Source organism: Desulfurobacterium atlanticum (genome assembly GCF_900188395.1).
GTDB lineage: Bacteria > Aquificota > Aquificia > Desulfurobacteriales > Desulfurobacteriaceae > Desulfurobacterium_A > Desulfurobacterium_A atlanticum.
On sequence record NZ_FZOB01000003.1, the window covers coordinates 145,912 to 171,234 of the forward strand.

Annotated in this window: 24 protein-coding genes and 1 tRNA gene; 9 read left to right on the forward strand and 16 right to left on the reverse strand. The window is 37.4% G+C overall.

Going from position 1 to position 25,323, the window contains the following annotated elements; all coding sequences use genetic code 11:
* The first annotated feature begins 26 nt into the window (after nt 1-26).
* Both CHB58_RS03405 and CHB58_RS03410 read left to right on the forward strand, forming a co-directional pair.
* Complete coding sequence (locus tag CHB58_RS03405) at nt 27-1,103, forward strand: carboxylate-amine ligase (protein WP_089322703.1); 1,077 nt, start codon at nt 27-29, stop codon at nt 1,101-1,103.
* Nucleotides 1,100-2,602, forward strand: coding sequence for a gamma-glutamyltransferase family protein (locus tag CHB58_RS03410; protein WP_089322704.1), 1,503 nt, complete (start codon nt 1,100-1,102; stop codon nt 2,600-2,602). The genes CHB58_RS03405 and CHB58_RS03410 overlap by 4 nt, the downstream gene beginning before the upstream one ends.
* Here the strand turns inward: CHB58_RS03410 and CHB58_RS03415 are convergent.
* From CHB58_RS03415 to CHB58_RS03485, 15 genes are all read right to left on the reverse strand, one after another.
* Nucleotides 2,599-2,778: a DNA gyrase inhibitor YacG gene (locus CHB58_RS03415; RefSeq protein WP_089322705.1), complete on the reverse strand. Its 180-nt coding sequence runs from the start codon at nt 2,776-2,778 to the stop codon at nt 2,599-2,601. The two genes, CHB58_RS03410 and CHB58_RS03415, sit on opposite strands and share 4 nt — an antisense overlap.
* Nucleotides 2,759-3,595, reverse strand: a complete 837-nt coding sequence (locus CHB58_RS03420) for a menaquinone biosynthesis protein (RefSeq protein ID WP_089322706.1) — start codon at nt 3,593-3,595, stop codon at nt 2,759-2,761. The genes CHB58_RS03415 and CHB58_RS03420 overlap by 20 nt, the downstream gene beginning before the upstream one ends.
* Nucleotides 3,573-4,514, reverse strand: coding sequence for a TIGR00269 family protein (locus CHB58_RS03425; protein ID WP_089322707.1), 942 nt, complete (start codon nt 4,512-4,514; stop codon nt 3,573-3,575). Before CHB58_RS03425 ends, CHB58_RS03420 begins: the two co-directional genes overlap by 23 nt.
* Before the next feature lie 3 nt (nt 4,515-4,517).
* Nucleotides 4,518-4,724, reverse strand: coding sequence for a ubiquitin family protein (locus tag CHB58_RS03430; protein WP_089322708.1), 207 nt, complete (start codon nt 4,722-4,724; stop codon nt 4,518-4,520).
* A complete protein-coding gene (locus CHB58_RS03435) occupies nt 4,717-5,916 on the reverse strand; it encodes an ABC transporter permease (protein WP_245807326.1) in 1,200 nt (399 codons plus the stop codon). The genes CHB58_RS03430 and CHB58_RS03435 overlap by 8 nt, the downstream gene beginning before the upstream one ends.
* Before the next feature lie 2 nt (nt 5,917-5,918).
* A complete protein-coding gene (locus tag CHB58_RS03440; RefSeq protein WP_089322709.1) occupies nt 5,919-7,115 on the reverse strand; it encodes an ABC transporter permease in 1,197 nt (398 codons plus the stop codon).
* Nucleotides 7,112-7,801: an ABC transporter ATP-binding protein gene (locus tag CHB58_RS03445; protein ID WP_089322710.1), complete on the reverse strand. Its 690-nt coding sequence runs from the start codon at nt 7,799-7,801 to the stop codon at nt 7,112-7,114. Before CHB58_RS03445 ends, CHB58_RS03440 begins: the two co-directional genes overlap by 4 nt.
* Nucleotides 7,801-9,042, reverse strand: coding sequence for an efflux RND transporter periplasmic adaptor subunit (locus tag CHB58_RS03450; protein WP_089322711.1), 1,242 nt, complete (start codon nt 9,040-9,042; stop codon nt 7,801-7,803). The genes CHB58_RS03445 and CHB58_RS03450 overlap by 1 nt, the downstream gene beginning before the upstream one ends.
* Nucleotides 9,039-10,268, reverse strand: coding sequence for a TolC family protein (locus CHB58_RS03455; RefSeq protein ID WP_180706421.1), 1,230 nt, complete (start codon nt 10,266-10,268; stop codon nt 9,039-9,041). The genes CHB58_RS03450 and CHB58_RS03455 overlap by 4 nt, the downstream gene beginning before the upstream one ends.
* A gap of 86 nt (nt 10,269-10,354) precedes the next feature.
* Nucleotides 10,355-10,624 carry a GNAT family N-acetyltransferase gene (locus CHB58_RS03460; protein WP_089322713.1) on the reverse strand — a complete coding sequence of 90 codons (270 nt, stop codon included), beginning with the start codon at nt 10,622-10,624 and terminating at the stop codon, nt 10,355-10,357.
* A complete protein-coding gene (gene rsmG, locus CHB58_RS03465; protein ID WP_245807327.1) occupies nt 10,608-11,243 on the reverse strand; it encodes a 16S rRNA (guanine(527)-N(7))-methyltransferase RsmG in 636 nt (211 codons plus the stop codon). Before rsmG ends, CHB58_RS03460 begins: the two co-directional genes overlap by 17 nt.
* Nucleotides 11,236-13,140 carry a tRNA uridine-5-carboxymethylaminomethyl(34) synthesis enzyme MnmG gene (gene mnmG, locus CHB58_RS03470; RefSeq protein ID WP_089322714.1) on the reverse strand — a complete coding sequence of 635 codons (1,905 nt, stop codon included), beginning with the start codon at nt 13,138-13,140 and terminating at the stop codon, nt 11,236-11,238. The genes rsmG and mnmG overlap by 8 nt, the downstream gene beginning before the upstream one ends.
* Nucleotides 13,141-13,908: an SAM hydrolase/SAM-dependent halogenase family protein gene (locus CHB58_RS03475; RefSeq protein ID WP_089322715.1), complete on the reverse strand. Its 768-nt coding sequence runs from the start codon at nt 13,906-13,908 to the stop codon at nt 13,141-13,143.
* Between the two features lie 45 nt (nt 13,909-13,953).
* Nucleotides 13,954-14,721 (reverse strand): energy transducer TonB, encoded by a 768-nt coding sequence (locus CHB58_RS03480; RefSeq protein WP_089322716.1) that lies wholly within the window; start codon nt 14,719-14,721, stop codon nt 13,954-13,956.
* Between the two features lie 33 nt (nt 14,722-14,754).
* A tRNA-Gly gene (locus tag CHB58_RS03485) sits at nt 14,755-14,830 on the reverse strand.
* A gap of 100 nt (nt 14,831-14,930) precedes the next feature.
* Between CHB58_RS03485 and aroC the strand changes: the two genes are divergently transcribed.
* From aroC to gltA, 3 genes are all read left to right on the forward strand, one after another.
* Nucleotides 14,931-16,106: a chorismate synthase gene (gene aroC / locus CHB58_RS03490; protein WP_089322717.1), complete on the forward strand. Its 1,176-nt coding sequence runs from the start codon at nt 14,931-14,933 to the stop codon at nt 16,104-16,106.
* Nucleotides 16,107-16,186: 80 nt separating this feature from the next.
* On the forward strand, nt 16,187-17,032 hold the full coding sequence (locus CHB58_RS03495) for a sulfide/dihydroorotate dehydrogenase-like FAD/NAD-binding protein (RefSeq protein WP_089322718.1): 846 nt from the start codon (nt 16,187-16,189) through the stop codon (nt 17,030-17,032).
* A gap of 3 nt (nt 17,033-17,035) precedes the next feature.
* Entirely contained in the window at nt 17,036-18,430 is a 1,395-nt protein-coding gene (gltA, locus tag CHB58_RS03500) for an NADPH-dependent glutamate synthase (protein WP_089322719.1), read from the forward strand.
* Nucleotides 18,431-18,455: 25 nt separating this feature from the next.
* Here gltA and CHB58_RS03505 read toward each other — a convergent pair whose 3' ends face one another.
* Nucleotides 18,456-18,770, reverse strand: coding sequence for an MTH1187 family thiamine-binding protein (locus CHB58_RS03505; protein ID WP_089322720.1), 315 nt, complete (start codon nt 18,768-18,770; stop codon nt 18,456-18,458).
* A gap of 176 nt (nt 18,771-18,946) precedes the next feature.
* On the opposite strand from CHB58_RS03505, the gene CHB58_RS03510 reads away from it, so the two are divergent.
* The 4 genes from CHB58_RS03510 (at nt 18,947) to CHB58_RS03525 (ending at nt 25,317) form a co-directional block, all read left to right on the forward strand.
* On the forward strand, nt 18,947-21,163 hold the full coding sequence (locus tag CHB58_RS03510; RefSeq protein ID WP_089322721.1) for an NADP-dependent isocitrate dehydrogenase: 2,217 nt from the start codon (nt 18,947-18,949) through the stop codon (nt 21,161-21,163).
* A gap of 100 nt (nt 21,164-21,263) precedes the next feature.
* The gene (locus CHB58_RS03515; RefSeq protein ID WP_089322722.1) at nt 21,264-22,559 is read left to right on the forward strand and encodes an ATP citrate lyase citrate-binding domain-containing protein; all 1,296 of its coding nucleotides are present in this window, start codon (nt 21,264-21,266) and stop codon (nt 22,557-22,559) included.
* A gap of 19 nt (nt 22,560-22,578) precedes the next feature.
* On the forward strand, nt 22,579-24,429 hold the full coding sequence (locus CHB58_RS03520; RefSeq protein WP_089322723.1) for a citrate/2-methylcitrate synthase: 1,851 nt from the start codon (nt 22,579-22,581) through the stop codon (nt 24,427-24,429).
* A gap of 225 nt (nt 24,430-24,654) precedes the next feature.
* Nucleotides 24,655-25,317 carry a peroxiredoxin gene (locus CHB58_RS03525; RefSeq protein WP_089322724.1) on the forward strand — a complete coding sequence of 221 codons (663 nt, stop codon included), beginning with the start codon at nt 24,655-24,657 and terminating at the stop codon, nt 25,315-25,317.
* Nucleotides 25,318-25,323: the final 6 nt, after the last annotated feature.

Here is a 25,323-nt window from a genome sequence, read left to right on the forward strand (position 1 = left end):
TGATTTTTATATAAGAGAGGCTTGGTTTGAAATTTAATCCTTCGTTACCTTATACTGTAGGTCTTGAGCTTGAGGTGCAGCTTGTTGATTCTTTTACTTTTGAACTAACGGAGAAATCTGATTCTGTTTTTCAGAATGCTTCAAAAAGTCTTTTAAAAGTGCTACATAAAGAGTTTCTCCAATCTATGGTTGAGATTGTTTCTCCACCGTCAAAAAATTCATTTGAAGCTGTTAAATTTTTAAAGGATGCTTACTTTGAGATAAAGGAGATAGGAAGCAAGGAAGGGTTTTATCCTTTGCTTCTTGGCACACATCCTTTTACAAATCCTTTAGAGATAAGGATAACAAGGGACAAAAGATATGAGAAACTTTTAAATGAATTTCAGATAGTACTTAAAAATTTTCTGATTTTTGGACTTCATATCCATATTGGTGTTGAAACGGAAAAGGAACTGTGGCAGACCTATAATTTAGCGTTGAAGTATCTTCCGCTTTTCGTTGCTATATCTTCTTCCTCTCCATTTTATAAGGGAAAGTTTACAGGTTTGCACAGCTACAGGTTAAAGGTGTTTGAGCAGCTTCCAAGGGCTGGTGTTCCAGAGCAGTTTTTTTCAACAGACGAGTTTGAGAAGATGTTTCTCACATTAAAGTATGCTGGCTTTGTTGAAGCCTTAAAAGATATATGGTGGGATGTAAGGCCAAGGCCTGACCTTGGAACTGTTGAGCTTAGAGTGTGTGATGCTATTCCCGACTTTGACAGAATAGAAGCAGTTGCAGATTTTTTCAGACTTCTTGCTGCATGGTCAAAGGATAAAAAGATGGAGCGCTTTTATCATCAAGTTGTAAAGCAGAACCGCTGGAATGCTGTTAGACACGGTCTTGATGGAGTATTTATTGATGGAGATGGAATTGAGAATATAAACAGTAAAATCCACTCTTTGCTGGAAGAGTTTGACAGGAGCGGTCTTATTGAAAAACTTGGTATCAGAGCAGATAATCTATACAATATACTCAGTCAATTTCCTGTATCTTACAAAATGATAGATGAATACAGGAAAGGGAATTCAGTTAGAGATGTTGTCAGGTATGGAATAGTTGAATGAAGGGAATAGTTGCTGCTGGAGACAGGTTAACAGCTGAGGCTGCTGAAAAAGTTCTGAAAGAAGGTGGAAACGCTTTTGATGCTGTTGTTGCTGCAGTTTTTGCTTCCTACATGTGTGAGCCTGCGTTAACAAGTCCTGCAGGTGGAGGTTTTCTCCTTGCTTTTGAACAGGGTTACAGTCCAGTTCTTTACGATTTTTTTGTTGATGTTCCACCACTGAGAGTCGAAAGTCCAGATTTTTTCAAGATAACCGTTGATTTTGGAGATGCTCTTCAGGATTTTCATATCGGTTGTGCTTCTATAGCTGTTCCAGGGACGGTGGCAGGACTTTTAAGGGTGCATGAAGAAAGGGGAAAGCTACCTTTAGCTGATGTGCTTTATCCTGCTATGGAGTATGCTAAAAAAGGAGTTGTCCTTTCTTCTGTTCAGGCTTCTTTCGTTAAGCTTCTTGAGCCGATATTTACCGCTACTGATGAGTCCCGTAAAGTTTTTATGGCTAATGGGAAGCTTATTGATGAAACTTCAGTTTTTAAGAATCATTCTTATTATGAATTTCTATCACTTCTTTCAAGAAAGGGACAGTGGGTTTTTTATGAAGGTGAGATAGCAGATAGGATAGATAACCTGTGTAGAAATTGTGGAGGACATTTAAGAAAAGAGGACCTTGAAAAATACAAGGTTGAGGAAAGGGAGCCTTTGAAATTTAGTTTTAAAGGATATGATATTTTAACCAACAATCTTCCGTTTCCCGGTGGTATTTTGATAGCTTTTACTTTGAAATTGCTTGAAGATTTTTCTCTTGGTGAGTTTGGTTCAAAACAGCATCTTGTAAAACTTTTAAACGCTATGAAAGAAACGAATAGATTCCGCAGGGAGTTTGTTGACGATGGAAAGGTAAGTAATTATCAGGATTATCTTAATAGTGCTTTTATGGAATCTTATAAAAGGGAAGTTAATCGTTTTGGAAATACCACTCATATAAGTGTTATTGATGGATATGGGAATGCCGCTTCAATAACAACAACAAACGGTGAAGGTTCAGGCTACATCATTCCAGATACAGGTGTTATGCTTAACAATATGCTGGGAGAGGAGGATTTAAATCCCAAAGGATTTTTTAAATGGCCTCCTTATGTAAGACTGCCTTCCATGATGTCTCCTACCGTGGTTGTGAAAGATGGAGAGCCGATTCTTGTTCTTGGCAGTGCAGGAAGTAATAGAATAAGAAGTGCAATAGTAAATGTAATTCTTAATTATCTTGCTTTTGATATGAATGTTAAAGATGCTGTGGATGCTCCGAGGGTTCACTATGAAAACGGAACTGTTTTTGTTGAACCAGGATTTGAAGAAGATGTTTTAAAGGGTATTGAAAACCTGTTTTCAGAAGTTGTTAGATTTTCTTCAAAAAATATGTTTTTCGGTGGAGTTCAGGCTGTTACAGGTAGTTTTTGTGGGGCAGGAGATCCAAGAAGGGGAGGATTTGTCCTGAAAGTAGATTAGTTTTTTTCTTCCTGATTAGTTGCAATGGCACTGTTTTCTTGTATTGAATACTCTTCATTCAGCCATTTGTGAAGGTCGGCAAGTTTACATTTCTCACTGCAGAACGGTCTATAAGGGTTGTTTTCCCAATTTGTTTCTTTTTTACACACAGGACATTTAATTCTTTTCTCTGCCATTCTTTTCTCCAAAAGGAAGTAAAAAGTCTTCTATTTCTATGTTGTAGTTTAGAAGTTGAGCAAACTGTTTTAGTGATTTTTTATGAAGCGATGTAAGGCTGTAATTAAGGTAGTTGTAGTAGTCAAGACACTCTTTTTCAGATAGAGAAACTTTTTTTGAGTAGATTTTCGCTATTTTTTGAAGATTTGAAAGGCCGTATTTTCTTGATTTTTTAAAACTTTCATATATTTCCTTAATATCTTCTGGGTGATTTATAAAACTTTCTCTTCTGACAGCCCATACTGCAAAGACAAACGGCAGTTTATACATATTATACCATTCCTGACCGAGGTCATAAATAAATCTGTAATTCTTGTTTTTTAAAAGTTTAAAAGCGTCATCTCCTATGGAAAGGATTGCAGTTGCAGTTTTTGGCAGGTTTCCCTCTTTCATGCTGTAAAAGTAGTAGTTCGGTTCAACACCGAACTTTTCTTTTAGAATATACTCTATTAAAGCTCTTGAAGTCATTGAGCTTTTTGTAAGCCATACATCTTTTTTGTGAAGCTGATGAATAGGAACTCTGGAAAGAAATAGAACGCTTTTTACCTGTCCATAGGAAGAGATAGAAAAATCTGGGAACAGAAAATATTTCTCACTATTTGTTATGAATTCATACGATGAAATAGGACTTATGTCTATTTTTCCTTCTCTGAGCATTACATTTAATTCAGATGGAACTTCTTCAACAAACTCATATTTAAACGGCACAGCTTTGTCTATAAAGCCAAAATAGACAGGAAGAACATTTATATATTCAATTTTCCCTACTTTTAGCATTTTTCACCTTTTCAAGTATTCTACACACAGAGCATACATCTGCAGTTGTTGGTGTTCCACATTTTTCGCAGGGAACAAGTTTGATTTCTTCTTTATTAACAGCTTCAAATATGGGGCGGGCTTTTTTTATGAACTCTTTATAAAATCTTAGCTTTGTTCCGGGCATCTTGTGTTCAAGAAGTGCAAGTGCCTGTTTGTAAACCGGGGAAGTTGCTTTTTCAGAGTTAGGGCATCCTGTTTCCATAAACTCTATTTCGTTTAATATTGCGTAGCTTACTATCTCCTTTTCTGTAAAAAAGCAGAAAGGTTTAACTTTTCTTGCAAATCCTCCCTTTTCAAGAAGAACAGGATACTGTCTTCCTAAGTAGCCTGTATCCCATCTTAATGTGTTTGAAAGAAGTACAGCTGACTCATCGTCAAGGTTGTGTCCCGTTGCTATCGCTTCAAGATTCTCTTTTAAAGCCAATTTGTTCATTATGTATCTTTTGAATGTTCCACATACAGAACAAACGCTGTCTCTTCCAGAAAGCTGAGCAATTTTTTCTATCGGATAACCAAATTCGTCAGGGAGATTAAATGTTATAAGTGGACGGTTTATCCTTTCTGCCATCTGCTTGCAAAGTTCCAAAGATTTTTCTGAATAGTCATTTGCCTTTATTCCAAGAGATATGTGAATTCCAACTGTTTCATATCCTGCTTTTGTTAGAAGATACCACAGGGACAGACTGTCTTTTCCACCTGATACTGCTATACCGATTTTTCCATTTTTTGAAAACATTTTAAACTTTTCAATCGTTTTAAGTGTATGCTTTTCAAACCACTCAATAAAATGTTCTTTGCATAGTGCAAGTTTATGGTGCCTTAAGTTTATTACTGCTTTTTCTCTTTTTCCTTTCGTTTTACAGATTTTACACAGCATTTTTTACCCTTTTGACGTAGCTATCACTATTTTTATTTTTTCTCCAGAGTGAACTCTGTCGTCATCGCATAAAAGCGTTTTATCTTTAACAACAACAGCAGTTTCCGGGTATATCTCAAGGGATTTGAGAAGGGAATCAACTCTTATGGAGTTTTTTTTTATCTCTATGGATCTTTCTTTACCGTTTATTTCAACTGTAATCTCACCCATCTTTAAGAATCTCCTTCGGTTCAAAAGATGTGGCTCTTATTGCGGGATAGACTCCTGCAATGAGCCCTATTATTATAGATAAACCGATGGAGATTGCAATACCGTTTAACGGTAGGTATGGTGGCCATTTCGCAAGTTTTGCTATGATGTTTACAAGAATCGTTGCAAACAGTGCTCCTGATAGAGAGCCTGTAAGAGAAAGAATGGTGGATTCAAGTAAGAACTGTTTGAAAATATCTTTTCTCGTGGCACCAAAAGCCCTTCTTATACCTATTTCAACGAGTCTTTCATAAACAGATAGGGTCATAACAGCAAGAATGCCAAGAGCTCCAACGCTAAAAGCTATTGTAGCGACAGTTATACTTAAAACGGAAAATATCTCCATAGCTTCCTTTCTCGTGTTTACAAGGTCCTCATATCTGCTTATTGAAAAGTCTTTTTTTCCGTGCCGTTTTTTGAGAAGAGAAGCTACCTCTTTCATCGCTTCTTTTGTTACTTTTTGAGATACCGGCAGAACATAAATGGAATCTATGTAATCAACATTTTCAAGCCTTCTTACAGCGCAGCTTATTGGAACCAACACTCTGTTATCAAGGTCTTCCCCTGAGATATCAACTCCTTTTTCAGGAAGGATGCCTATAACTTTATAGGGTGCGTTGTATAAATAGATGGTTTTTCCCACAGGGTATTTTTCATTGAAAAGGTTTTTTGCAACTTCAACTCCTATTACAGCTACCTGGGCGAAGTTTTCAACATCATCCCTTGTTATAAATCTTCCTTTTGTTGGTTCTGATGATGTTATGAGAGCATAATTTTCATCCACACCGAACACCTTTGGATTAACGTATGTTCCGTTTACATGGATGGGAGGAAAAACTTCCTTTACAGGTGATACCTCTTTTACAAGTGCGCAGCGCATCTTTATAGCTTTTGCGTCATTTATTGTAAGTGTGGGGAAAAAGCTGATTTGTAATTTTCTGCCGCCTAAGGTTTTTACCTCTCCGGGAATAACAACAAAAACCTGCTCTCCAAGCTCACCAAGATACTGACCAACTTTATTTTTCATGGCTCCTGTGATGCCCATCATAAGAACAAGGGAGAATACTCCTATGGCTACACCTATAACTGATAATACTGTCCTTCTCTTGTTACTTCCAAAATATTGCAGTATAGTTTCTATTTCCAGATTCATCTTTAAACCTTTGACCTTAAGGATTCTACCGGTTCAAACTCTGCAGCTCTTTTAGCCGGTGTGTAGGATGCTATCAAACATACGATAAGGGAAAATATAACGGCAATAATAAACGCTTCCACAGGGTAAACAACAGGTATCGAGAGTAAAGGTAAAACAAACTTTACGCTTAAAAGTCCTATTACCGTTCCTATTACTGCTCCTATAAGAGCTATAACAACGCTTTCAGCCATTATTCTTATAAGAATGTCTTTTTTTGTTGCTCCCATTGCCCTTCTAAGTCCTATTTCCCATTTCCTCACATAGATGTTGATGTAAAAGATGCTTGAAAGAACAAATCCTCCCACTACAAGGGCTGTAATTGATGCAAGACCTAAAAACATTGAGAGACTTGCACTTATCATTGAAAGAACCTTTTTAACAAGAGATGGTGTTATGATGGTAAGCTCTTTATTAATATCGTGTCTTTTAGACAGTATATCCTTTACTTCTTGAAGAATAAGATTGTATTCATCCATATTTAGAACCCTGAGTCTTATAAGGGAAATGTTGTCTTCTTTTAGGGGCATTACGACCTTTTTATATATCGGATAGGGGATAAATATTCTGTTGTCAATGTTCCTCCCCTGCGGTGTTTTACCCCTTCTTTTAAAAACAGCTATAACCTTAAAGGGTGTTTTTTCAACAAGAATAGTTTTTCCGATAGGATCCTCACCGGGAAATAGAAAATCAGCAACATCCCATCCTATTATGCAGACTTTTTTAAAGTTTCTATAATCATCAGGAGTAAAATCTCGCCCAATGTCAAGTTTGTAGTTCCATGAGGTTATCCAGTTTGGTCCTACACCAAAGCTTGTGGTGTTTTTAGAGAATTTTCCTGCTGAAACCCTTATAGGTTTAACAAGACCGTAAGTAAGTGCAAATATTCCCTCAAGTCTTCCTATCTCTCTTACATCTTTCATTGAAAGAACCATTGTTCTCATTCTTGGTCCCGCTCCCATTCTTCCTGAAACGATAAAGATGGAATCCGGTCCAAGAGCTTCAATCACTTTTCTTGCCCTTAAAGTGCTACCCTGAATTGCTGCAACAATCAGCACAAGAGATGCAACTCCCATCACTATACCAAGAAGTGCAAAGAAAGTTCTTACCTTATTATGATAAAGGGAGTTTATAAGGTCTTTTATATAAAGCCCGTTCACCCTTCTATCACTCCATCTTTAATTCTTATGATTCTTTTTGCGTAACGGGCGATTTCAGGGTCGTGGGTGACTATCAGGATAGTTCTTCCCTCTTCGTTAAGCTCTTTAAAAATATTCATAACGGCTTTTCCAGAAGCCTGATCAAGAGCTCCTGTTGGCTCATCGGCTATTATGAGAGAGGGAGAATTTATCAAAGCCCTTGCTATTGCAACTCTCTGTTTCTGACCACCGGATAGCTGGTCGGGACGGAAATTAATTCTTTCCTTTAATCCGAGCCGTGTGAGCAAATTTATCGCTCTGTCTTCCGGATTTATATTTTTGAAAACTTCTTTTCTGTCCTCTCCTTTTAAATAGATGGTTGGCAGAAGAACATTGTCTTTTACTGTTAAGTAGGGAACAAGATAGAAGGATTGGAAAACAAAACCTATATGCCTTCCTCTTAACTTTGATATTGTGTCATCGTCAAAGGAAGAGACATCCTTTCCTTTAAAATAGTATTTTCCGGACGTTGGTTTATCAAGAAATCCGATAATATACATAAGGGTGGATTTACCAGAACCGGAAGGTCCCATTATCGCTACAAAATCACCTTCATTAATTGAGAGATTTATCCCTTTTAAAACTTTAGTTTCAAGGTCTCCCTGTTTGAAGGTTTTTGTTATGTTTTCAAGGCGAATAAGTTCCATTATTTCACCTTTACCTTGATGGCTATCTTGTCTCCTTCTTTCAGTCCACTTAAAATCTCCATATATTTATCGTCAGACCATCCAACCTTTACTGGAACTTCTTTTACTTTTCCACCTACAACTTTGTAAACTACATATTTTCCTTTTTTCCACTTAACAGCTTCGTTTGGAACAACCAGAACATTTTTCTTAATACCTATTATGATTTTATTGTGGGTTGTCATGTTGAGTTTAAGTTTTGAAACATCGTTGAAACCTCTTGCAACAACTATGTAGTAAACAACGTTGTTGAGAACTGTCGGTTCTGGATATATTTCCACCACACTTCCTTTAAACTTCTTATCCCTGTATGTATCAACTGTAAAAACAACCTTCTGTCCTTTTTTGATTTTTCCAATTTCTGTTTCATCAACATATATCCAGTTTTCAAGCTTTTCCGGGTCAAGAATCGTTACAAATTCAGGTGCATTCATTCCCGCGACAACTGTTTCTCCTTCCTGTGTGGATACATAGGATATAATTCCAGATTTTGGTGCGTAGATGTATGAGTAAGAAAATCTTATTTTTGCCTGTTTGTACTGAGCTTCTGCCTGGGTTAACTTTGCCTTATATTCGGTTTCAAGCTGTTTTAACGCTTTTTTCTCCTTTTCAACAGCAAGTTTTGCCTGCTTTACTGCTTCTTCAGCTACTTTAAGATTGTTCTTTGCTGTCTCAAGGGCAGTTTTTGCCTTTTTAAAATCTGCTTCTGTTGTGAATCCCTCTTTTAAAAGCTTCTGCTGTCTTTCAAACTCCCATTTTTTAAGTTCAAAGTTGTGCTTCTCTGTTTCAAGTTTTGCCTGTGCTGTTTTTAAGCTTGCCTCTGCAGTTTCTATGGCAAGTTTTTGAGTTTCTATCTTTTTTGGATAGATTTTTTTAATCTCCTCTAAATTTGCTCTGGCTACTTTTAGATTTTCTCCAAGTTCCCTGTTGTCTATTACAGCGATTAAATCACCCTTTTTAACGTAATCACCAACTTTAACGTTTTCTTTAATTACCGTTCCTGATATTCTTGCTCCCACTTTAACCTTTGCTCCTACCTGCGGCTTCATCATTCCAGAGGCTTCAACAATATTTTTAACTTCTCCTCGTTTTACTTTAACGGTTTTAACAGGAATAAGTTCTTTTGTTTTTTTCTTCTTCATATAGAAAAAACCACCGCCTATTAGAGCAAGAATTAGAAATATTACACCTAATTTTTTCACTTTAAGCCTCCAGTGCTTTTAAGTAGCTTATAGTAGGAAATATTGTAGTTTACCTTCGTTGTTAAAAGCTGTTCCTGTGCGTTTATAAATTCTGTATGGGCGCTTATTAAAGAAACGATATTTGATACTCCAAGTTCATATTCTTTCAGTACTCTTTCATAGGTTTTTTTGGCGAATTTAAAGTAAGTTTTAGCGCTTTTCAGAGATTCTCTGGCAGTTTCGTAATCACTATAGGCGTCGGAAATCTCTTTTATTATTGAATTTTTTATATTTTTAAGTTCAAGCTGTGCTATTTCTACTTCTTTTTCAGAGGATAGATACTCATATTTTGTTTTAAAAGAGTCAAAAATTCTCCAGTTTAAGGTTATGGCAGCATTTATATCTTCATTTTCAAAGGATAAATCGTCACTCTGCCTGGCATAGGATGCAGATACATTTACCGTTGGCCTATTTTTGCTTTTTACAAGCTCTGCAGAAAGTTTTGCAGTTTCAATTTTTATTTTCTGGATTTTTATTTCTGCTCTGTTTTTTAATCCTTCCTTTATAAGTGCTTTTAAAGGTTTAACGTTTAAATCGTCTTTTAATTCAACTTCTGGTGTAATCTCGTCCTGAGTATTCAGCAGGTATTTAATACTGTTTTCAAGTTTTCTGTAATCGTTTTGTGCTGAAATCAGGTCTGTTTTTGCCTTTTCAAGATTTGCTCTTGCTTTTAAAACATCGGTTATAAGAACAAGTCCGTTTTTATATTTTTCCTGTGCAACTTCTAAAATTTTTTCTGCATTTGAAACATTTTCTTTCTTGAGATTAATTTTTTCTTTTGCTCCTTTAAGCTGAAAAAGGAGAGATGTTGCTTCAAAATAAAGTTCATTTAAGAGTTTTTTATAGTTTAGTCTTTCGGTTTCTATATTTTTATCTGTTATTTTAGTATCGATTTTTGTCTGAAAGTTTAAAAGAGTTGCGGCAGCTGTTATCCCGGCAGAAAAGTTCTTTTCCCAGTTATCCCCTCCAGGAATATCTGGATAGAAAGTGCTGGCAGAAGCGGAGAATGTAATTTCAGGGTAGTAAAGTGTTTTTTCGTCAAATTTCTTTTTTAACAGAAAAGATTCTATCTTTTTCTTTTCCTGCTGGAGCTGTATGTTTTTATCTATTACCGTTTTAAGCTGATTCAGGGTAAGGGCATTGGCAGGTAGAACCAATCCCAGTGCTATTAAAAAGGCTTTCCTCATTTTTCCATCCTGAGTGAATTTGTATTCATCAGAAAGTTTATGCATTTACTCTTTTACAGTCAAGTGAGAATGAGTTGCATTTTATGTTAAAAGTTGTCAGAGATAAGGTTTGTGAGCTTTCTTTTTTCAAGAAATTTCTGTGTGTAGCTGCACAGAGGATATATTTTAAGATTTTCTGCTATTGCAATTTCAACAAGTTTCTCATTTAAAATTTTGGCTATTCCTTTCCCGCGCATAGGTTCTGGAACAAATGTTGTTGAAACAATTATGGTTTGTTTTTCTATCTTAAATTTTAGAAAAGCCTCCTGACCGTTTTCAATAATGAAAATTTTTTCGCCATCAATTTTTATTTCCATATCTATCTCCTTTTGTGATAAAGAGAAAATGTCTTGAAAAGTTTACTCCTTTTAGCTCAAGATTGATATTTCTGATATTTAATCCTTTAAGATTCTCTTTGAAAGGTTCCTTTCCTCTATAGATACAGAGTACTGCTCCTTCATCAAGGAATCTCTTTGTTATTTTTGCAGCATCTTCAGGGTCTTCAACGGCTCTCATTGTTAGTATATCAAACTTCTTATTGCTTATCTCTTCAACTCTTTTTCCTACTATTTCAACATTTGAAAGGTTTAAAGCTCTTTTAACCTGTTCAAGAAATACAACCCTTTTGTGTCGCGGTTCAATAAGAGTAAATCGGGATTCTGGGACCATTATTGCGAGGGGAATACCCGGGAAGCCACCACCAGAACCTACATCTGCTATCTCTTTTCCTTTTAATTCTATTCCTGCTTTTTTAAAGGCTTTTATTCCGACAATAGAATCAAAAAAGTGTTTTGTTTCTATTCCTTCATCATCAAGGATAGATGTAATGTTTATTCTTTTTCCCCATTTTTTAAGAAGTTCTTTGTAAGTATTGAACTTTTTAATCTGCTCTTTTGTTAGCCTGATGTTGTTAAGTTCACACAGTTTTTCAAGCACTTTTGTCCTCTTTTGAGGCTTTATGTTTATTGATGTATATTGCAAGGACAGAGATGGAGGATGGTCTTATGCCTTCAAGCCTTGATGCCTGTCCTAAAGTTAAAGGTTTTGCTTCTTTTAACTTCTGTTTTTCTTCTGTTGAAATTGGTACACTGTCGTAATCAAAATCTTCAGGTATTTTTATGTTCTCTATTTTTCTAAACTTTTTTACATCTTCAAGCTGTCTGTTGATATAGCCTTCATACTTTATTTCAATTTCGGCTTCTTCAAGGGCCTCTTTTATAAGTTTTTCATCATCTTCACCGACGTCAAATTCAATCAGTTTTAGAATCTCTTCAAGCTTCACCTCCGGTCTTTTAAGTATCTGGTAGCATAATATAGATTCTTTTAAAGGTGTTGATCCCTCCTTCTCAAGAACGGGGTTGATAACTTCAGGTTTGAGTTTTATCTCTTTTAGCTTGCTGATGAAAACCTTAACAAGTGAGTATTTTTTCTCCACTCTTTCATACTGCTCTTTTGTTAAAAGACCGAATTTGTATCCGTATTTTGCAAGGCGAAGATCTGCGTTATCATATCTTAAAAGAAGTCTGTATTCTGCTCTTGAAGTGAAAAGCCTGTAAGGTTCTCTTACTCCTTTATTAACAAGGTCATCTATCATTACGCCGATGTATGCTTCATCCCTTCCAGGCACAAATCTTTCATCACTTCCTTTTGCGTAAAGGGCTGCATTTATTCCTGCAACTATACCCTGACCGGCTGCTTCTTCATATCCAGTTGTTCCGTTTATCTGCCCTGCGTTAAAAAGGCCTTTTATCTGCTTTGTTTCAAGAGTTGGATAAAGATGGGTCGGGTCTATAAAGTCATACTCTATACCGTAAGCTGGTCTTATAATTTTTGCGTTTTCAAGCCCGGGAATTGAATGGATAATCTCAACCTGCACATCGTAGGGAAGGCTTGTGGATGTTCCGTTCGGGTAAAATTCAATTGTGTTTCTCCCTTCTGGCTCTACAAATACATGGTGTCTTTCTCTATCAGGAAACTTAACAATTTTATCTTCTATAGAAGGGCAGTATCTTACTCCTGCTCCTGTTATAAGTTTCTTTTCTCCATACATCGGAGAGCGGTGAAGATTTCTTCTTATTATTTCATGAGTTTCAGGTGTGGTGTAAGTTATGTAACATGGAATCTGCTCAATTTTTCGCGGTCTGGTCCAGAAAGAGAAGAATGGAGGTGGCTCATCTCCCGGCTGCTCTTCCATCTTTGAAAAGTCAATGGTTCTGCCATCTATTCTTGTGGGGGTTCCTGTTTTTAATCTTCCAACTCTAAATCCGTGTTTTCTGTAAAAATCTGAAAGTTTATTGGCGGAAGGCTCCCACATTCTTCCGCCTTCAAACTCATCAAAACCTATTATTATTTTTCCTTTGAGGAAAGTTCCGGCGGTTACTATAACAGCTTTTGCTCTGTATCTTGCACCTATGTGTGTTATCACTCCTTTAACCTTACCGTTTTCAACGATAATATCATCAACTGTCTGCTGGATCACATACAGATTATCGGTGTGTTCAATAATCTGACGCATTCTATTTCTGTATGCTTCTTTGTCAGCTTGTGCTCTGGGGGCTCTTACCGCAGGGCCTTTTCTTCTATTTAAAAGTCGGAACTGGATGCCGGTTTCATCTATGTTTTTTGCCATCTCTCCACCAAGGGCATCTATCTCTCTTACGACAGTTCCCTTGGCTACTCCACCGATTGAAGGATTGCAGGACATTTCCGCTATTTTGTCAACATTAATTGTGAAAAGAGCTGTTTTACATCCCATACGGGCACTTGCAAGAGAAGCTTCACATCCTGCATGCCCTGCTCCTACAACAATCACATCAAAAACATCATCCCACATTTAAAACTCCAGTATCACTTTTGTTCCTCTGTTTGCTTTTAAAAGTTTTGAGGCTGCACTCATATACGCAACTATCTGGTAGTGCCCTTCGGGGTTTATAGAGATGAAGCAAGTTCCTTTTTTATAGTTTTTAAAGTGTTCTGAAGCGGTTATTATTTCAACTCCGTTTATTATTGCTTTTTTAGGTAGTTTTCCTGTATTTTCCATATTAAGAATTAAGTTTCCAAAACTGTCCACATCTAAAACAAGACACTCAAACTTTCCCGGAGCAATCTCTTTAGGAGATGGAATTCTGAACCGCTTTATTATTGACAGTTCTCTTTCATCTCCAAGGTAAAATGGAGATTGAAATTTGGCAAGTTGAGCAGCTATTGGTGCTAACTGGTTTCTGCCTCTAAAGTGTCCTTTTCCCTGAATAAAGTAGTGGTCTGCAACGATTTCATAAACAGAGTCTGCAGGTTCTTCTTCAAGCATCAGGCTTGGAATTCCGTTATTTGGAGTAACAATATAATATTTCTCAGTTGAAATTATTATAAGTTCGGCTGAAGGGTCAGGATCAACAGCAATTAGAAATACCGTTCCTGACGGAAAGTATTTATATGACCATTTAAGTTTTAAAGCTGCATCAACAAGGTCAAAAGGTCTTACAGAATGTGTAATGTCAACGACTTTCGCTTCATTGTTATTGTTATATAAAGTAGCTTTTAAAGTTCCAACATAGTGGTCTTTGGTTCCAAAATCTGTTATTACTGCTATAAGATTTTCCATTTCTAACTCTCCGGAATGTTCAGTTCTATGTAAAGTAATTTTACTCTATTTCACTTCAAATTTTACTTTCAAAGTAAGGCTATTTAAATTTCTTAACTCTTCTGGAAATGGAGGGAAAGGAGCCGAGCTGTAGATTGCATTTATTGCTGAGTCGTTAAACAGACTATCTTCTGATAGTTTTTCTATATTAAACGATGTGAGCTTTCCGTTTTTATCAAGAGTGAAGGAGAGTTCAACCAGTAGCTTTTTGTTGCTGTTAGTGTAGGGATTTTGCCAGTTTTCCATAATTTTTCTTTTTATCTGTAAAGCATACTCTGCTATCGGTGAACCTTTTACTTTCAGGTCGGAAAAAGAACTCTTTTCTTTCTCACCTGCGCTGTCTGAAATTGAGAAAGTGTATCTTGCATTTCCTGTGGCTCTGTTATTAACCCTTTTTGAGCTTATAGCATCTTTTCTTCCTGTCTTTGGTGCAGGTATTGCTTTTGAGAGTCCCTTCCTTTTTACAGGAAAAGTTATGCTTTTTTTTGTTTCTCCTTTTCCGGATCGCTTTATTTTCATTCCCCGGGGAATTTCTACTTTATAGTTTTCTCCAGATGTTGTGGTTGATTTTCCCGGGTTGCTTTTAAGGGCTATAAGATTTGATTCAACTTCTGTGTCAAGACTAAAAGCGTTAAAATCTACCACTTCAAATTCTGATGTTTTAAAAACGGTGTTTTTGATTTGAAAGAAAGTTAAAATGAAAATGTGAATTACAAGCGAAACTGTAAATGCAAAGATATCAAGTTTTCTGTAGTTTTTTTCAAAACTTTCCAAAGTTTTCTTTCCTAAGGTAAATATTTATTTTTCTGGAGCGGGCGACGGGACTTGAACCCGCGACCCTCAGCTTGGGAAGCTGATGCTCTACCACCTGAGCTACGCCCGCTTTAAAGCTTTTTACTATTAAAAATGATAGGATATACCCTCCTATAATTCAAGTTTGTTCTGGTATATTTTGTTGAAAATATTTTGGTGATGGAGGAAACGTGGCTTTAAAATTTTATACTGCAGGCGAATCTCACGGTAAAGGAATCTTTGCCTTTCTTGATGGAATTCCGGCAAACTTTCCTGTGGATGTTGACTTTATAAACGAAGAACTTCGCAGAAGGCAGGGAGGATACGGCCGCGGTGGCAGGATGAAGATAGAGAAGGATAGGGTGGAATTTCTTTCAGGTGTAAGACTTGGGAAAACACTCGGTTCTCCGGTTTTAATGGCTGTCTGGAACAGGGATTATGAAAACTGGGAAGATATAATGAAACCGGAAGAGGGAATACTTCCAGATGACAGGAAAGTTAAAAGACCAAGGCCTGGGCATGCTGATTTAACAGGCTATCTAAAATACAGTTTTGATGATGTTAGAAATGTTCTTGAACGTTCTTCTGCAAGGGAAACTGCCGGGAGGGTTGCGGCGGGAGCTTTGTGTAAGGATGTATTAAGGCATCTTGGTATTGAGATTGGAAGTTATGTGACTGCTATAGGTGAGTTTACTGTTTCAAAAGAGTTGTATGGGAATATAGAGTTGTTGGAGCGGTTTAAAAATGCTGAAAGTTCTGAAGTTAGGATTCCTGTTAAGGATGCGGCTCTTGAGGAGGAGATTAAATCTTACATAGATAGAATGAGGGAGAAAGGGGAAAGTTTAGGTGGTGTATTTGAGGTTTTTGCTCTTAATGTTCCTGTTGGTCTTGGTTCTCATGTTCAGTGGGACAGAAGGCTTGATGGGAAAATAGCTAAGGCTATGATGAGTATTCAGGCAATTAAAGGTGTTGAGATAGGAATGGGATTTGAAAGTGCAGTTACTCCGGGTTCAAAGGTTCATGATGAGATTTTCTATGATAAGGAAAAAGGTTTTTACAGGGAAACAAATCGTGCCGGCGGTCTTGAAGGTGGAATGACAAACGGAGAGCCGGTGATTGTTAGATGTGCTATGAAGCCTATACCTACACTTTATAAACCTTTAAGAAGTGTTGACCTTGAAACTTTAAAACCTTTTGAAGCTTCTATTGAACGTTCAGATATATGTGCTGTGCCTGCCGCAAGTGTTGTGGCTGAAGCGATGCTTGCTATCACGCTTCTTGGAGAGATACTGGAAACGTTTCCAGCAGATGATTTTACTTTCTTAAAACAGATTCTGGATTTTTATAGAGAACGTCTTAGGAGATAAAACGCACTGTTTTAGTGTGTTGATAAAATGTAAAAATTTTGTAAAATTTCCCTACAAATTTCTGGAAACGGGGTGATGATATGTACAGGATAGTAAAAAAGCGGGAACTTGCAGAGAATGTGGATGAGTTTGTTATTGAGGCTCCAGAGATTGCTCAAAAAGCAAAACCGGGTCAGTTCGTTATTATCAGAATATCAAAAAAAGGGGAGAGAATACCTCTTACAATTGCCGAAAAAGACCCTGAATTTGGAACTATTACTTTGATGGTGCAAAGAGTTGGGAAGACAACCTTTCACCTTTCCTGTTTTGAAGAGGAACATATTATTCCTGATGTTGTTGGTCCTCTTGGTAAGCCAACCCATATAGAAAAGTGGGGACATGTTGTTTGTATCGGTGGAGGTCTTGGTCTTGCTCCGATTCACCATATAGCTCAGGGTGTTAAGGAAGCAGGAAACGAAATCACTACAATTATGGGCTTTAGAAGAAAAGACCTTGTTTTCTGGGAAGATAAGATGAAGCTGCTTTCAGATAAAGTTATAGTGACTACAAATGATGGTTCTTACGGAATGAAAGGGCTTGTTACTGATGCTCTTCAAAAGCTGATAGATGATGGTGTTAAGATAGATATGGTTATTACAGCAGGTCCTGTTCCTATGATGAAGGCTGTGGCAGAACTTACTAAAAAGTATGAAATTCCAACAGTTGCTTCTCTTAATCCTATAATGGTTGACGGAACTGGAATGTGTGGTGCGTGCAGGGTAACAGTTGACGGTGAGGTTAAGTTTGCCTGCGTTGATGGTCCTGAGTTTGATGCTCATAAGGTTGACTTTGACGAACTTATAAACAGGCTTAATATGTTTAAAACTCTTGAAGCTGAAGCTTTAAAAATGTTCCAGAAAAAACATTGTGGCTGTGGAAAGGAGTAAGCTATGGGAAAAAAGGAGATAAAAAAAGAAAGAATTCCTGTTCCAGAAAGACCTGCAGAAGAAAGAATTAAAGATTTTAAAGAGGTAAAGTTAGGTTACACTCCTGAACTTGCTATTGAAGAAGCTAAAAGATGTATCCAGTGTCCTACGGCACCGTGTGTTGAAGGATGTCCTGTTAGGGTTCCGATTCCTCAATTTATAAAGCTCATAGCAGAAGGAAAATTTGTAGAGGCAGCAAGAAAAATTAAGGAAGAGAATATTCTTCCCTCAATCTGCGGAAGGGTTTGTCCGCAGGAAGACCAGTGTGAGAAAGTTTGTGTTATCGGGAAAATAGGTCAGCCTGTAAATATTGGCGGGCTTGAAGCTTTTGCTGGAGATTATGAAGCAAGGATGGGTTCTGAAAAGATTGAAAAAGCTGAACCTACCGGTAAAAAGGTTGCTATAGTAGGTTCAGGTCCGGGTGGTATAACATGTGCTGTTGACCTTGCAAAGTTGGGGCATTCTGTAACTATTTTTGAAGCTCTTCATGAACCGGGTGGTGTTTTAATATATGGAATTCCTGAGTTTAGACTGCCAAATGAGATTGTTCACAGAGAGCTTGAAGCGCTTAAAGAACTTGGTGTTGAGATTAAGTTGAATTGTGTAATAGGAAAAACAAAAACTCTTGAGGAGTTAAGGAGGGAATTTGATGCTGTGTTTATAGCGTCAGGAGCGGGACTTCCTTATATGCTTAATATAGAAGGACTAAATCTGAATGGTGTCTATTCAGCCAATGAGTTTTTAACCCGTGTTAATCTTATGGGGGCTTATAGATTTCCTGAGTATGATACTCCTGTTTTTGCGGGTAAAAGGCTTGCTGTTATAGGTGGCGGAAATACTGCAATGGATGTCGCAAGAACTGCAAAAAGGCTTAAAGGTGTTGAAGAGGTTTACATAATATACAGACGTTCTGAAAAAGAGATGCCTGCAAGGGTTGAAGAGATACATCATGCAAAGGAAGAGGGAGTTATATTTAAAACTCTCACAAATCCTGTAAAGTTTATAGGAGAAAATGGTTGGCTTAAGGGAATTGAATGTGTGAGAATGGAGCTTTCTGAACCTGATGAGTCTGGAAGAAGAAGACCTGTGCCTATTGAAGGATCAAACTTTGTAATAGATGTTGAAACTGTTGTTCTTGCCATAGGGCAGGGACCAAATCCTATTGTTATGGAAGGTGTTGAGGGACTTGAGATAGGAAAGTGGGGACAGATTATTGTTGATCCTGAAACATGTCAAACGAGCCTTGAAGGTGTGTTTGCAGGTGGTGATGTTATTCATGGCGGTTCAACTGTTATTCAGGCTATGGGTGACGCGAGAAAAGCAGCAGCTGCAATTCACGAGTATCTCCTTGAAAAATAATTGTTTAAGGGGGAAAGGTTCCCCCTTATTTTTTAACTTCTTTTCCAATTTTTTCTTCAACCGATTTTATCTTTTGGATTAAGCGGTTGCTTCTCCCCTTTCTAATGTCAAACTTTACTGTGGAGTAAACTCTGTTACAATCTGGTTCAAGTTGCTGGTATGCCTTTTTCAGGATTTCAAGAGCCTCATCCATCGTTTCTGTTTCAAACACTGTTCCCATCGGAGTTAATTTGTATTCTACTCCTGACTCGTCTATCATCTTTATAATTCTGCTTACGTATTTACTTACACTTTCTCCCTTATCGGTAGGGAACATGGCAAATTCCACAAGTACTGACATTTTACACCTCCTCAATATTTGTAAAAAAAATGTAAAAATTTTTTTACTTCTGACTTGTAAAATTTTTGTAAAAATTATATAATCTCACAGTAGTAGCAAAGGATATTGCTATTTAACAGTTTAATTTAAAAATAGAATTTTTGAAATAAAAAAACCACTTTAAAGGAGGAAGGAGAATGGCAAAAAGGCCAACGATTATCTGGACAAAAGTTGATGAGGCACCTGCGCTGGCAACCTATTCTTTACTGCCAATTGTAAAGGCTTTTACAAAACCAGCAGGTGTAGATGTAGAGCTTAGAGATATTTCTCTTGCTGGTAGAGTTCTTGCACAGTTTGGAATTGTTCCTGATGACCTTGCTTACCTTGGTGAGCTTGTGTGGAAACCAGAGGCTAATATAGTTAAACTTCCAAATATTTCTGCTTCTCTTCCACAGCTTCTTGATACAATAAAGGAGCTTCAATCTCAAGGTTACGATATTCCAGATTATCCTGAGAATCCTCAGACAGAAGAGGAGAAAGAGATAAAAGCCAAGTATGACAGATGTATAGGTAGTGTTGTTAACCCAGTTTTAAGGCAGGGTAACTCTGACAGACGTATAGCTCCACCTGTTAAAGAGTATGCAAGGAAACATCCTCACAGAATGGGAGAGGTTTCTCCAAAATCTGAAAGCTATGTTGCTCACATGAAAAGTGGAGATTTTTATGAGCATGAAAAATCTGTAACGCTCCGTAAAGATACAAAATTAAGGTATGAGTTTGTTGATAAAGATGGCAATGTTACCGTTCTTAAAGAGATTGATGCCGGAATGGGTGATGTTATTGACGCTACATATATGAGCAGAAAGAGACTGAGAGAATTTTTTGATGAAGTTATAAACGATGCAAAAGAGAAGGACATTCTTTTCTCTCTTCACGTTAAAGCTACAATGATGAGGGTTTCTGACCCTGTAATTTTTGGTGATGCTATAAGAGTTTACTATAAAGAACTTTTTGAAAAGTTTGGGAAAGAGCTTGAAGAGATCGGTTTTGACCCTAACAGGGGATTATCAGACCTTGAAAAAAGACTTTCAAAGCTTCCACCTGAAAAGCAGGAGGAGATCAAAAAGACAATAGAAGAGATTTATAAAAAGCAACCAAGACTCTATATGGTAGATTCAGATCAAGGTATTACAAACCTTCACAGGCCAAACGATGTGATTATTGATGCTTCTGTTCCTGCTGTTATTAAAAACGGCCTTAAAGGATGGGGTCCATCAGGAGAAACTGATGATTGTGTTATAACTATTCCAGACCGTTCCTACGCGACAATGTACAGTGAGATTGTTGAAGATATAAAGGTTCGCGGTCAGTTTGATCCTACAAAGGTTGGAACTGTTCAAAATGTCGGTCTTATGGCTATGAAAGCTGAGGAGTACGGTTCTCACGATAAAACTTTCTTCCCATCATCTGACGGCGTAATAAGAGTTGTTGATGAAGATGGAAATGTTCTTCTTGAGCATGAAGTTGAGCAGGGAGATATTTATAGAAGCTGCCATACAAAAGATATTGCAATTCGTGACTGGGTTAAACTTGCTGTTAATAGGGCAAAAGAATCAGGATATCCAATAGTATTCTGGCTTGACTCTTTAAGAGCTCACGACAGAGAGCTTATTGAAAAAGTTAAAGAAGAACTTCAAAAGTATGACCTTTCCGATGTTGAGTGGTACATAAAAGCTCCAAGAGAAGCTATGAAATTTACACTTGAAAGATTTAGAAAAGGTGAAGGGACAATTGCTGTTACTGGAAACGTTCTAAGAGACTACCTTACAGACCTTTTCCCAATTATTGAGGTTGGAACAAGTGCAAGGGCTCTCTCTATTGTTCCTGAGATTGCCGGTGGCGGTCTTTTTGAAACTGGTGCTGGTGGTTCTGCTCCTAAGCATGTTCAGCAGTTTGTTAAGGAAGGACATCTTAGATGGGATTCACTTGGAGAGTTTCTTGCTCTTGTAGAATCTTTAAAGCTTGCATACAAACAGGCTGGCGGAGATAACAAGAAAATTCTTGTTGTTGCAGAGGCTCTTTCAAAAGCTGCAAGTAAATATCTTGATAACGATAAGACTCCTAAAAGAAAGGTTGGGCAGCTTGATACAAGAGGTAGCCACTACTGGCTTGCTCGTTACTGGGCTGAGGAGCTTGCTGCTCAAACAGAAGATGCAGAACTTGCAAAAATCTTTGAACCTGTAGCTGCTGCTCTTGTTGAGAATGAAGAGAAAATTCTTGGTGAGATTGATGCTACTCAAGGTAAGCCTCAGGATATCGGCGGATACTATAATCCTGACGATGCAAAGGCTGAAGCTGCAATGAGGCCAAGCAAAACTCTTAATGAAATTATTGACTCTCTTCTAAATGGATAAGTTTGTGGAGAGAAAAGATGTTAAAAATTTGATAATATACGGGGGTGCGCTTTTAGGGCGCACCTCTTTGATTTTAAAGAACTTCTAAGGAGGAAACAGTATGGCTCAGAGGGCGATTAGAGAGTATGATGCCAAAAGAATGCTTTTTAACCACTGGTCTGAATACTTTGATGGAGATTTTAAGTATGACTTTAAATCTGTTTTAATTACTCCAGAGACAGACCTTGATAAACTTCCAGAACACCATCCGTGGCTTTTACACATGCCTCTTGTTGCAAAACCTGACATGCTTTTTGGTAAAAGGGGTAAGCTTGGTCTTGTTCTTTATAAAAAGGAGAAACCGGGAGATGTTACATGGGAAGATGTAAAGAAATGGATAAAGGAAAAAATGTCTGAACCGGTAACAATTAAAGGACAGACAGGTTATCTTACCCATTTTATTGTTGAACCTTTTATTCCTCACGATGAAGAGTATTACATAGCTATGACTATGGAAAGGGAAGGAGACAAGATATTTATGTCTGCCCATGGTGGTATAGATGTTGAAGAAAACTGGGATAAAGTTGTTGAAGTCTTCATTCCCGCTCTTGCGACAGATGATGAAATTAAAAAGCTTATAAGAGAGAATGTACCTGCTGATATAAAAGATAAAGATAAATATGCAAACTTTGTTGAAAAACTTTACAACTTCTTTAGAGACCTACACTTCACATATCTTGAAATCAACCCCCTTGCAATGACGGGAACTCAGGTATATCCGCTTGATTTTGTTGCAAGACTTGATGACACAGCTCAATTTGTTGCAGGAAGAAAGTGGGGAGATATTGAGTTTCCGGCAGGATTTGGTGGAGAGCTCAGCCCTGAAGAAAAGTATATTAAAGAGATGGATGAGAAATCCGGTGCATCTTTAAAACTTACAATTTTAAATCCTGAAGGAAGAATCTGGACCCTTGTTGCTGGTGGTGGAGCGTCTGTTGTTTATGCTGATACCATTGCTGACCTTGGATATGTTAATGAGCTCGCAAACTACGGTGAGTATTCTGGTAACCCTTCAAGAACAGAAACAAGGGAATATGTTAAGACCGTATTTGACCTTATGACAAGAAACAAGCATCCAGAAGGAAAGCCGAAGATTCTTATTATCGGTGGTGCTATTGCTAACTTTACAGATGTTGCTAAAACATTTGCCGGGATAATTGATGCTATGCAGGAGTATGCGGATAAGCTAAGAGATGTTGGTGTTAGAATCTATGTAAGACGCGGTGGTCCAAACTATGAGCTTGGACTAAAGCAGATTAAAGAAGCTGCTGAGAAATTAGGCCTTCCGATAGAGGTTTATGGACCAGAAACTCATATCACAGCCATTGTTAGTAAAGCATTAACAGACAATAAGTAACTTTAAAGGAGGGAATAGAATGGCAAAGCCTGATTACATTCTTTTTGATAGAGACACAAAAGCTATTTTCTGGAACTTAAACAGAAATGCGATTCAGAGGATGCTTGATTACGATTTTCTTGTTGGTAGGAGTCCAAGTATCACAGCTATAGTAGCTCCAACACAGAACAGGAAATTTGAAAAGTTTTTCCACGGCACAAAAGAGATTATGATTCCTATTTATAAATCAACAACAGAAGCTGCTCAGGCTCATCCGGAAGCTGATGTTCTTGTAAACTTTGCTTCATTTAGAACAGCCTACAATGTGACAATAGAAGCCATCAATATTCCTACAATAAGAACAATAGCCATCACTGCAGAGGGTATTCCTGAAAGATTTGCAAGGGATATGGCTCTCAAGGCAAGAAAGGCAGGTAAAGTTATTATAGGACCTGCTACTGTTGGTGGTATAGCAGCTGGAGCATTTAGAATAGGTAATGCAGGTGGAACTATCGAAAATATTGTTAAATCAAAGCTTCACAGACCTGGTTCTGTTGGTCTTGTAACCCGTTCAGGCGGTCTTTTCAATGAGCTTTCAAATGTTATAGCAAGGAATGCTGACGGTATAGTTGAAGGAATTGCAATCGGTGGAGATAGATTCCCGGGCTCTGACTTCCTTGATCATCTTATAAGATTCCAGAAAAACCCACAGGTTAAGTTTATGATTATGCTTGGTGAGCTTGGTGGTGATCTTGAGTACAGGGTTGTTGAAGCATTAAAAGATGGAATTATCACAAAACCTCTTATTGCATGGTGTATAGGTACAATATCAAAGCACTTTGCCGGAGAAGTTCAGTTTGGTCATGCTGGTGCTAAAGCCGGTGCTGATATGGAAACAGCTGATGCTAAAAATGCTGCTCTTCGTGCTGCTGGTGCACTTGTTCCAAACTCTTTTGATGAGTTTCCAGAGCTTATTAAAGGAGTTTATGAAGATCTTAAAGCTAAAGGTCTTATCGGGGAAATTGAAGAGCCTGAGATTCCTGAAATTCCTGAAGATTATGCGAAACTTGTTAAAGCTGGAAAGGTTAGAAAGCCGACAAACTTTATCTGTACAATTTCAGATGATAGAGGCGAGGAAGCTACATACTGTGGTGTACCTATAAGTGAAGTTGTAGAAAGAGATTTCTCCATTGCTGATGTTATAGGTCTTCTTTGGTTTAAGAAGAAGTTTCCGCAGTGGGCTTCCAAATTTATAGATATGGTTATTAAAGTTGTTGCTGATCATGGTCCCTGTGTTTCCGGTGCTCACAACGCTAAAGTAACTGCAAGGGCTGGTAAGGATTTAATGTCAGCACTTGCTACAGGTATTTTGACAATAGGACCAAGGTTTGGTGGTGCTATTGATGGTGCTGCTAAATACTTTAAGTTTGCAAAAGAGCAGGGAATGGATCCGTTTGAGTTTGTTGATTACATGAAAAATGTTGAAAAGATACCTATTCCAGGTATCGGACACAGAATTAAATCAACAAAGAACCCTGATAAAAGGGTAGAGCTCCTTAAAAACTTTGCAAAAGAGAATTTCCCATCAACTGAACTTCTTGATTATGCTCTTGAGGTTGAGAAGGTTACCACATCTAAAAAAGAGAATCTCATTCTTAACGTTGATGGAACAATAGGTGTTCTTCTTGTTGATATGTTCAGGAATCTTGGATATTCAGATTCTGAAATAGATGAGCTTATTAATGCTGGTGCTTTCAACGCTTTCTTCGTTCTTGGAAGGTCTATCGGGTTTATAGGTCATATTCTTGATGAGAAAAGGCTTGCAATGCCTCTTTACAGACATCCTATGGATGATGTTCTTTACGATGTTAAAAGACCTGAAGGATTATAAAATTTGTTCTTTGTTGACTTTAGAAGATGAAAGGGGGCTGTAAAGCCCCCTTTTTTTATTTATCAAAAATTTAAAGAAAAAGTTAATGGAAATTTTTGTTTATTTTGCCCCTTGGCACTTTACTAATCAAAAACTTACATTTTAATTGAAAATTACTTGCAATTACCTCATATTGATATATATTTATATACGACGAAAAAAAATAACAACCGAAAGGAGGTTGAAATGGAAGAAAGAAAGGGAATGCCACTTCTTGGTGATAAGTTTCCTGAGCTTGAAGTTGTTACAACACATGGTCCTATGAAGTTGCCAGAAGCTTTTAAAGGTAAGTGGTTTGTACTTTTTAGCCATCCAGCTGACTTTACACCAGTTTGTACAACTGAGTTTGTGGCTTTTCAAAAGAAAATGGATGAGTTTAAAAAGCTTAACTGTGAACTTATAGGTCTTAGTATTGACCAGGTTTTCTCTCACATCAAGTGGGAAGAGTGGATTGAAGAAAAGCTTGGAGTTAAGATTGAATTTCCAATAATTGCTGATAATGTGGGAAATGTGTCAAAAGAGCTCGGGCTTATCCATCCGGGTAAAGGTTCAACAACTGTAAGGGCTGTGTTTATCGTTGATCCAGAGGGTGTTATAAGACTTATTATCTACTATCCACAGGAGTTTGGAAGAAATATAGATGAGATCGTAAGGGCTGTTAAGGGACTTCAGGTTTCTGATGCAAATGGTGTTGCTCTTCCGGCAAACTGGCCAAATAACGATCTTATCGGCGATAAAGTTATAGTTCCACCAGCAACTGATGTTAAGACTGCAAAAGAGAGACTTGAGCAGGCAGAAAAGGGTGAAATTGAGTGCTTTGACTGGTGGCTATGTTGCAAAAAGTTATAAATAAAA

Excerpts from the sequence above, each read along its gene's own strand:
- CHB58_RS03425 (WP_089322707.1), bottom strand. The coding sequence starts at position 4,514 with ATGCTGTGTAAAATCTGTAAAACGAAAGGAAAAAGAGAAAAAGCAGTA.
- CHB58_RS03410 (WP_089322704.1), top strand. The coding sequence starts at position 1,100 with ATGAAGGGAATAGTTGCTGCTGGAGACAGGTTAACAGCTGAGGCTGCT.
- CHB58_RS03495 (WP_089322718.1), top strand. The coding sequence starts at position 16,187 with ATGTACAGGATAGTAAAAAAGCGGGAACTTGCAGAGAATGTGGATGAG.
- mnmG (WP_089322714.1), bottom strand. The coding sequence starts at position 13,140 with ATGTGGGATGATGTTTTTGATGTGATTGTTGTAGGAGCAGGGCATGCA.
- CHB58_RS03445 (WP_089322710.1), bottom strand. The coding sequence starts at position 7,801 with ATGGAACTTATTCGCCTTGAAAACATAACAAAAACCTTCAAACAGGGA.
- CHB58_RS03510 (WP_089322721.1), top strand. The coding sequence starts at position 18,947 with ATGGCAAAAAGGCCAACGATTATCTGGACAAAAGTTGATGAGGCACCT.
- CHB58_RS03430 (WP_089322708.1), bottom strand. The coding sequence starts at position 4,724 with ATGGGTGAGATTACAGTTGAAATAAACGGTAAAGAAAGATCCATAGAG.
- CHB58_RS03525 (WP_089322724.1), top strand. The coding sequence starts at position 24,655 with ATGGAAGAAAGAAAGGGAATGCCACTTCTTGGTGATAAGTTTCCTGAG.
- CHB58_RS03455 (WP_180706421.1), bottom strand. The coding sequence starts at position 10,268 with ATGAGGAAAGCCTTTTTAATAGCACTGGGATTGGTTCTACCTGCCAAT.
- CHB58_RS03520 (WP_089322723.1), top strand. The coding sequence starts at position 22,579 with ATGGCAAAGCCTGATTACATTCTTTTTGATAGAGACACAAAAGCTATT.
- CHB58_RS03475 (WP_089322715.1), bottom strand. The coding sequence starts at position 13,908 with ATGGAAAATCTTATAGCAGTAATAACAGATTTTGGAACCAAAGACCAC.
- CHB58_RS03460 (WP_089322713.1), bottom strand. The coding sequence starts at position 10,624 with ATGGAAATAAAAATTGATGGCGAAAAAATTTTCATTATTGAAAACGGT.
- CHB58_RS03515 (WP_089322722.1), top strand. The coding sequence starts at position 21,264 with ATGGCTCAGAGGGCGATTAGAGAGTATGATGCCAAAAGAATGCTTTTT.
- CHB58_RS03505 (WP_089322720.1), bottom strand. The coding sequence starts at position 18,770 with ATGTCAGTACTTGTGGAATTTGCCATGTTCCCTACCGATAAGGGAGAA.
- CHB58_RS03435 (WP_245807326.1), bottom strand. The coding sequence starts at position 5,916 with ATGAATCTGGAAATAGAAACTATACTGCAATATTTTGGAAGTAACAAG.
- gltA (WP_089322719.1), top strand. The coding sequence starts at position 17,036 with ATGGGAAAAAAGGAGATAAAAAAAGAAAGAATTCCTGTTCCAGAAAGA.
- CHB58_RS03420 (WP_089322706.1), bottom strand. The coding sequence starts at position 3,595 with ATGCTAAAAGTAGGGAAAATTGAATATATAAATGTTCTTCCTGTCTAT.
- CHB58_RS03415 (WP_089322705.1), bottom strand. The coding sequence starts at position 2,778 with ATGGCAGAGAAAAGAATTAAATGTCCTGTGTGTAAAAAAGAAACAAAT.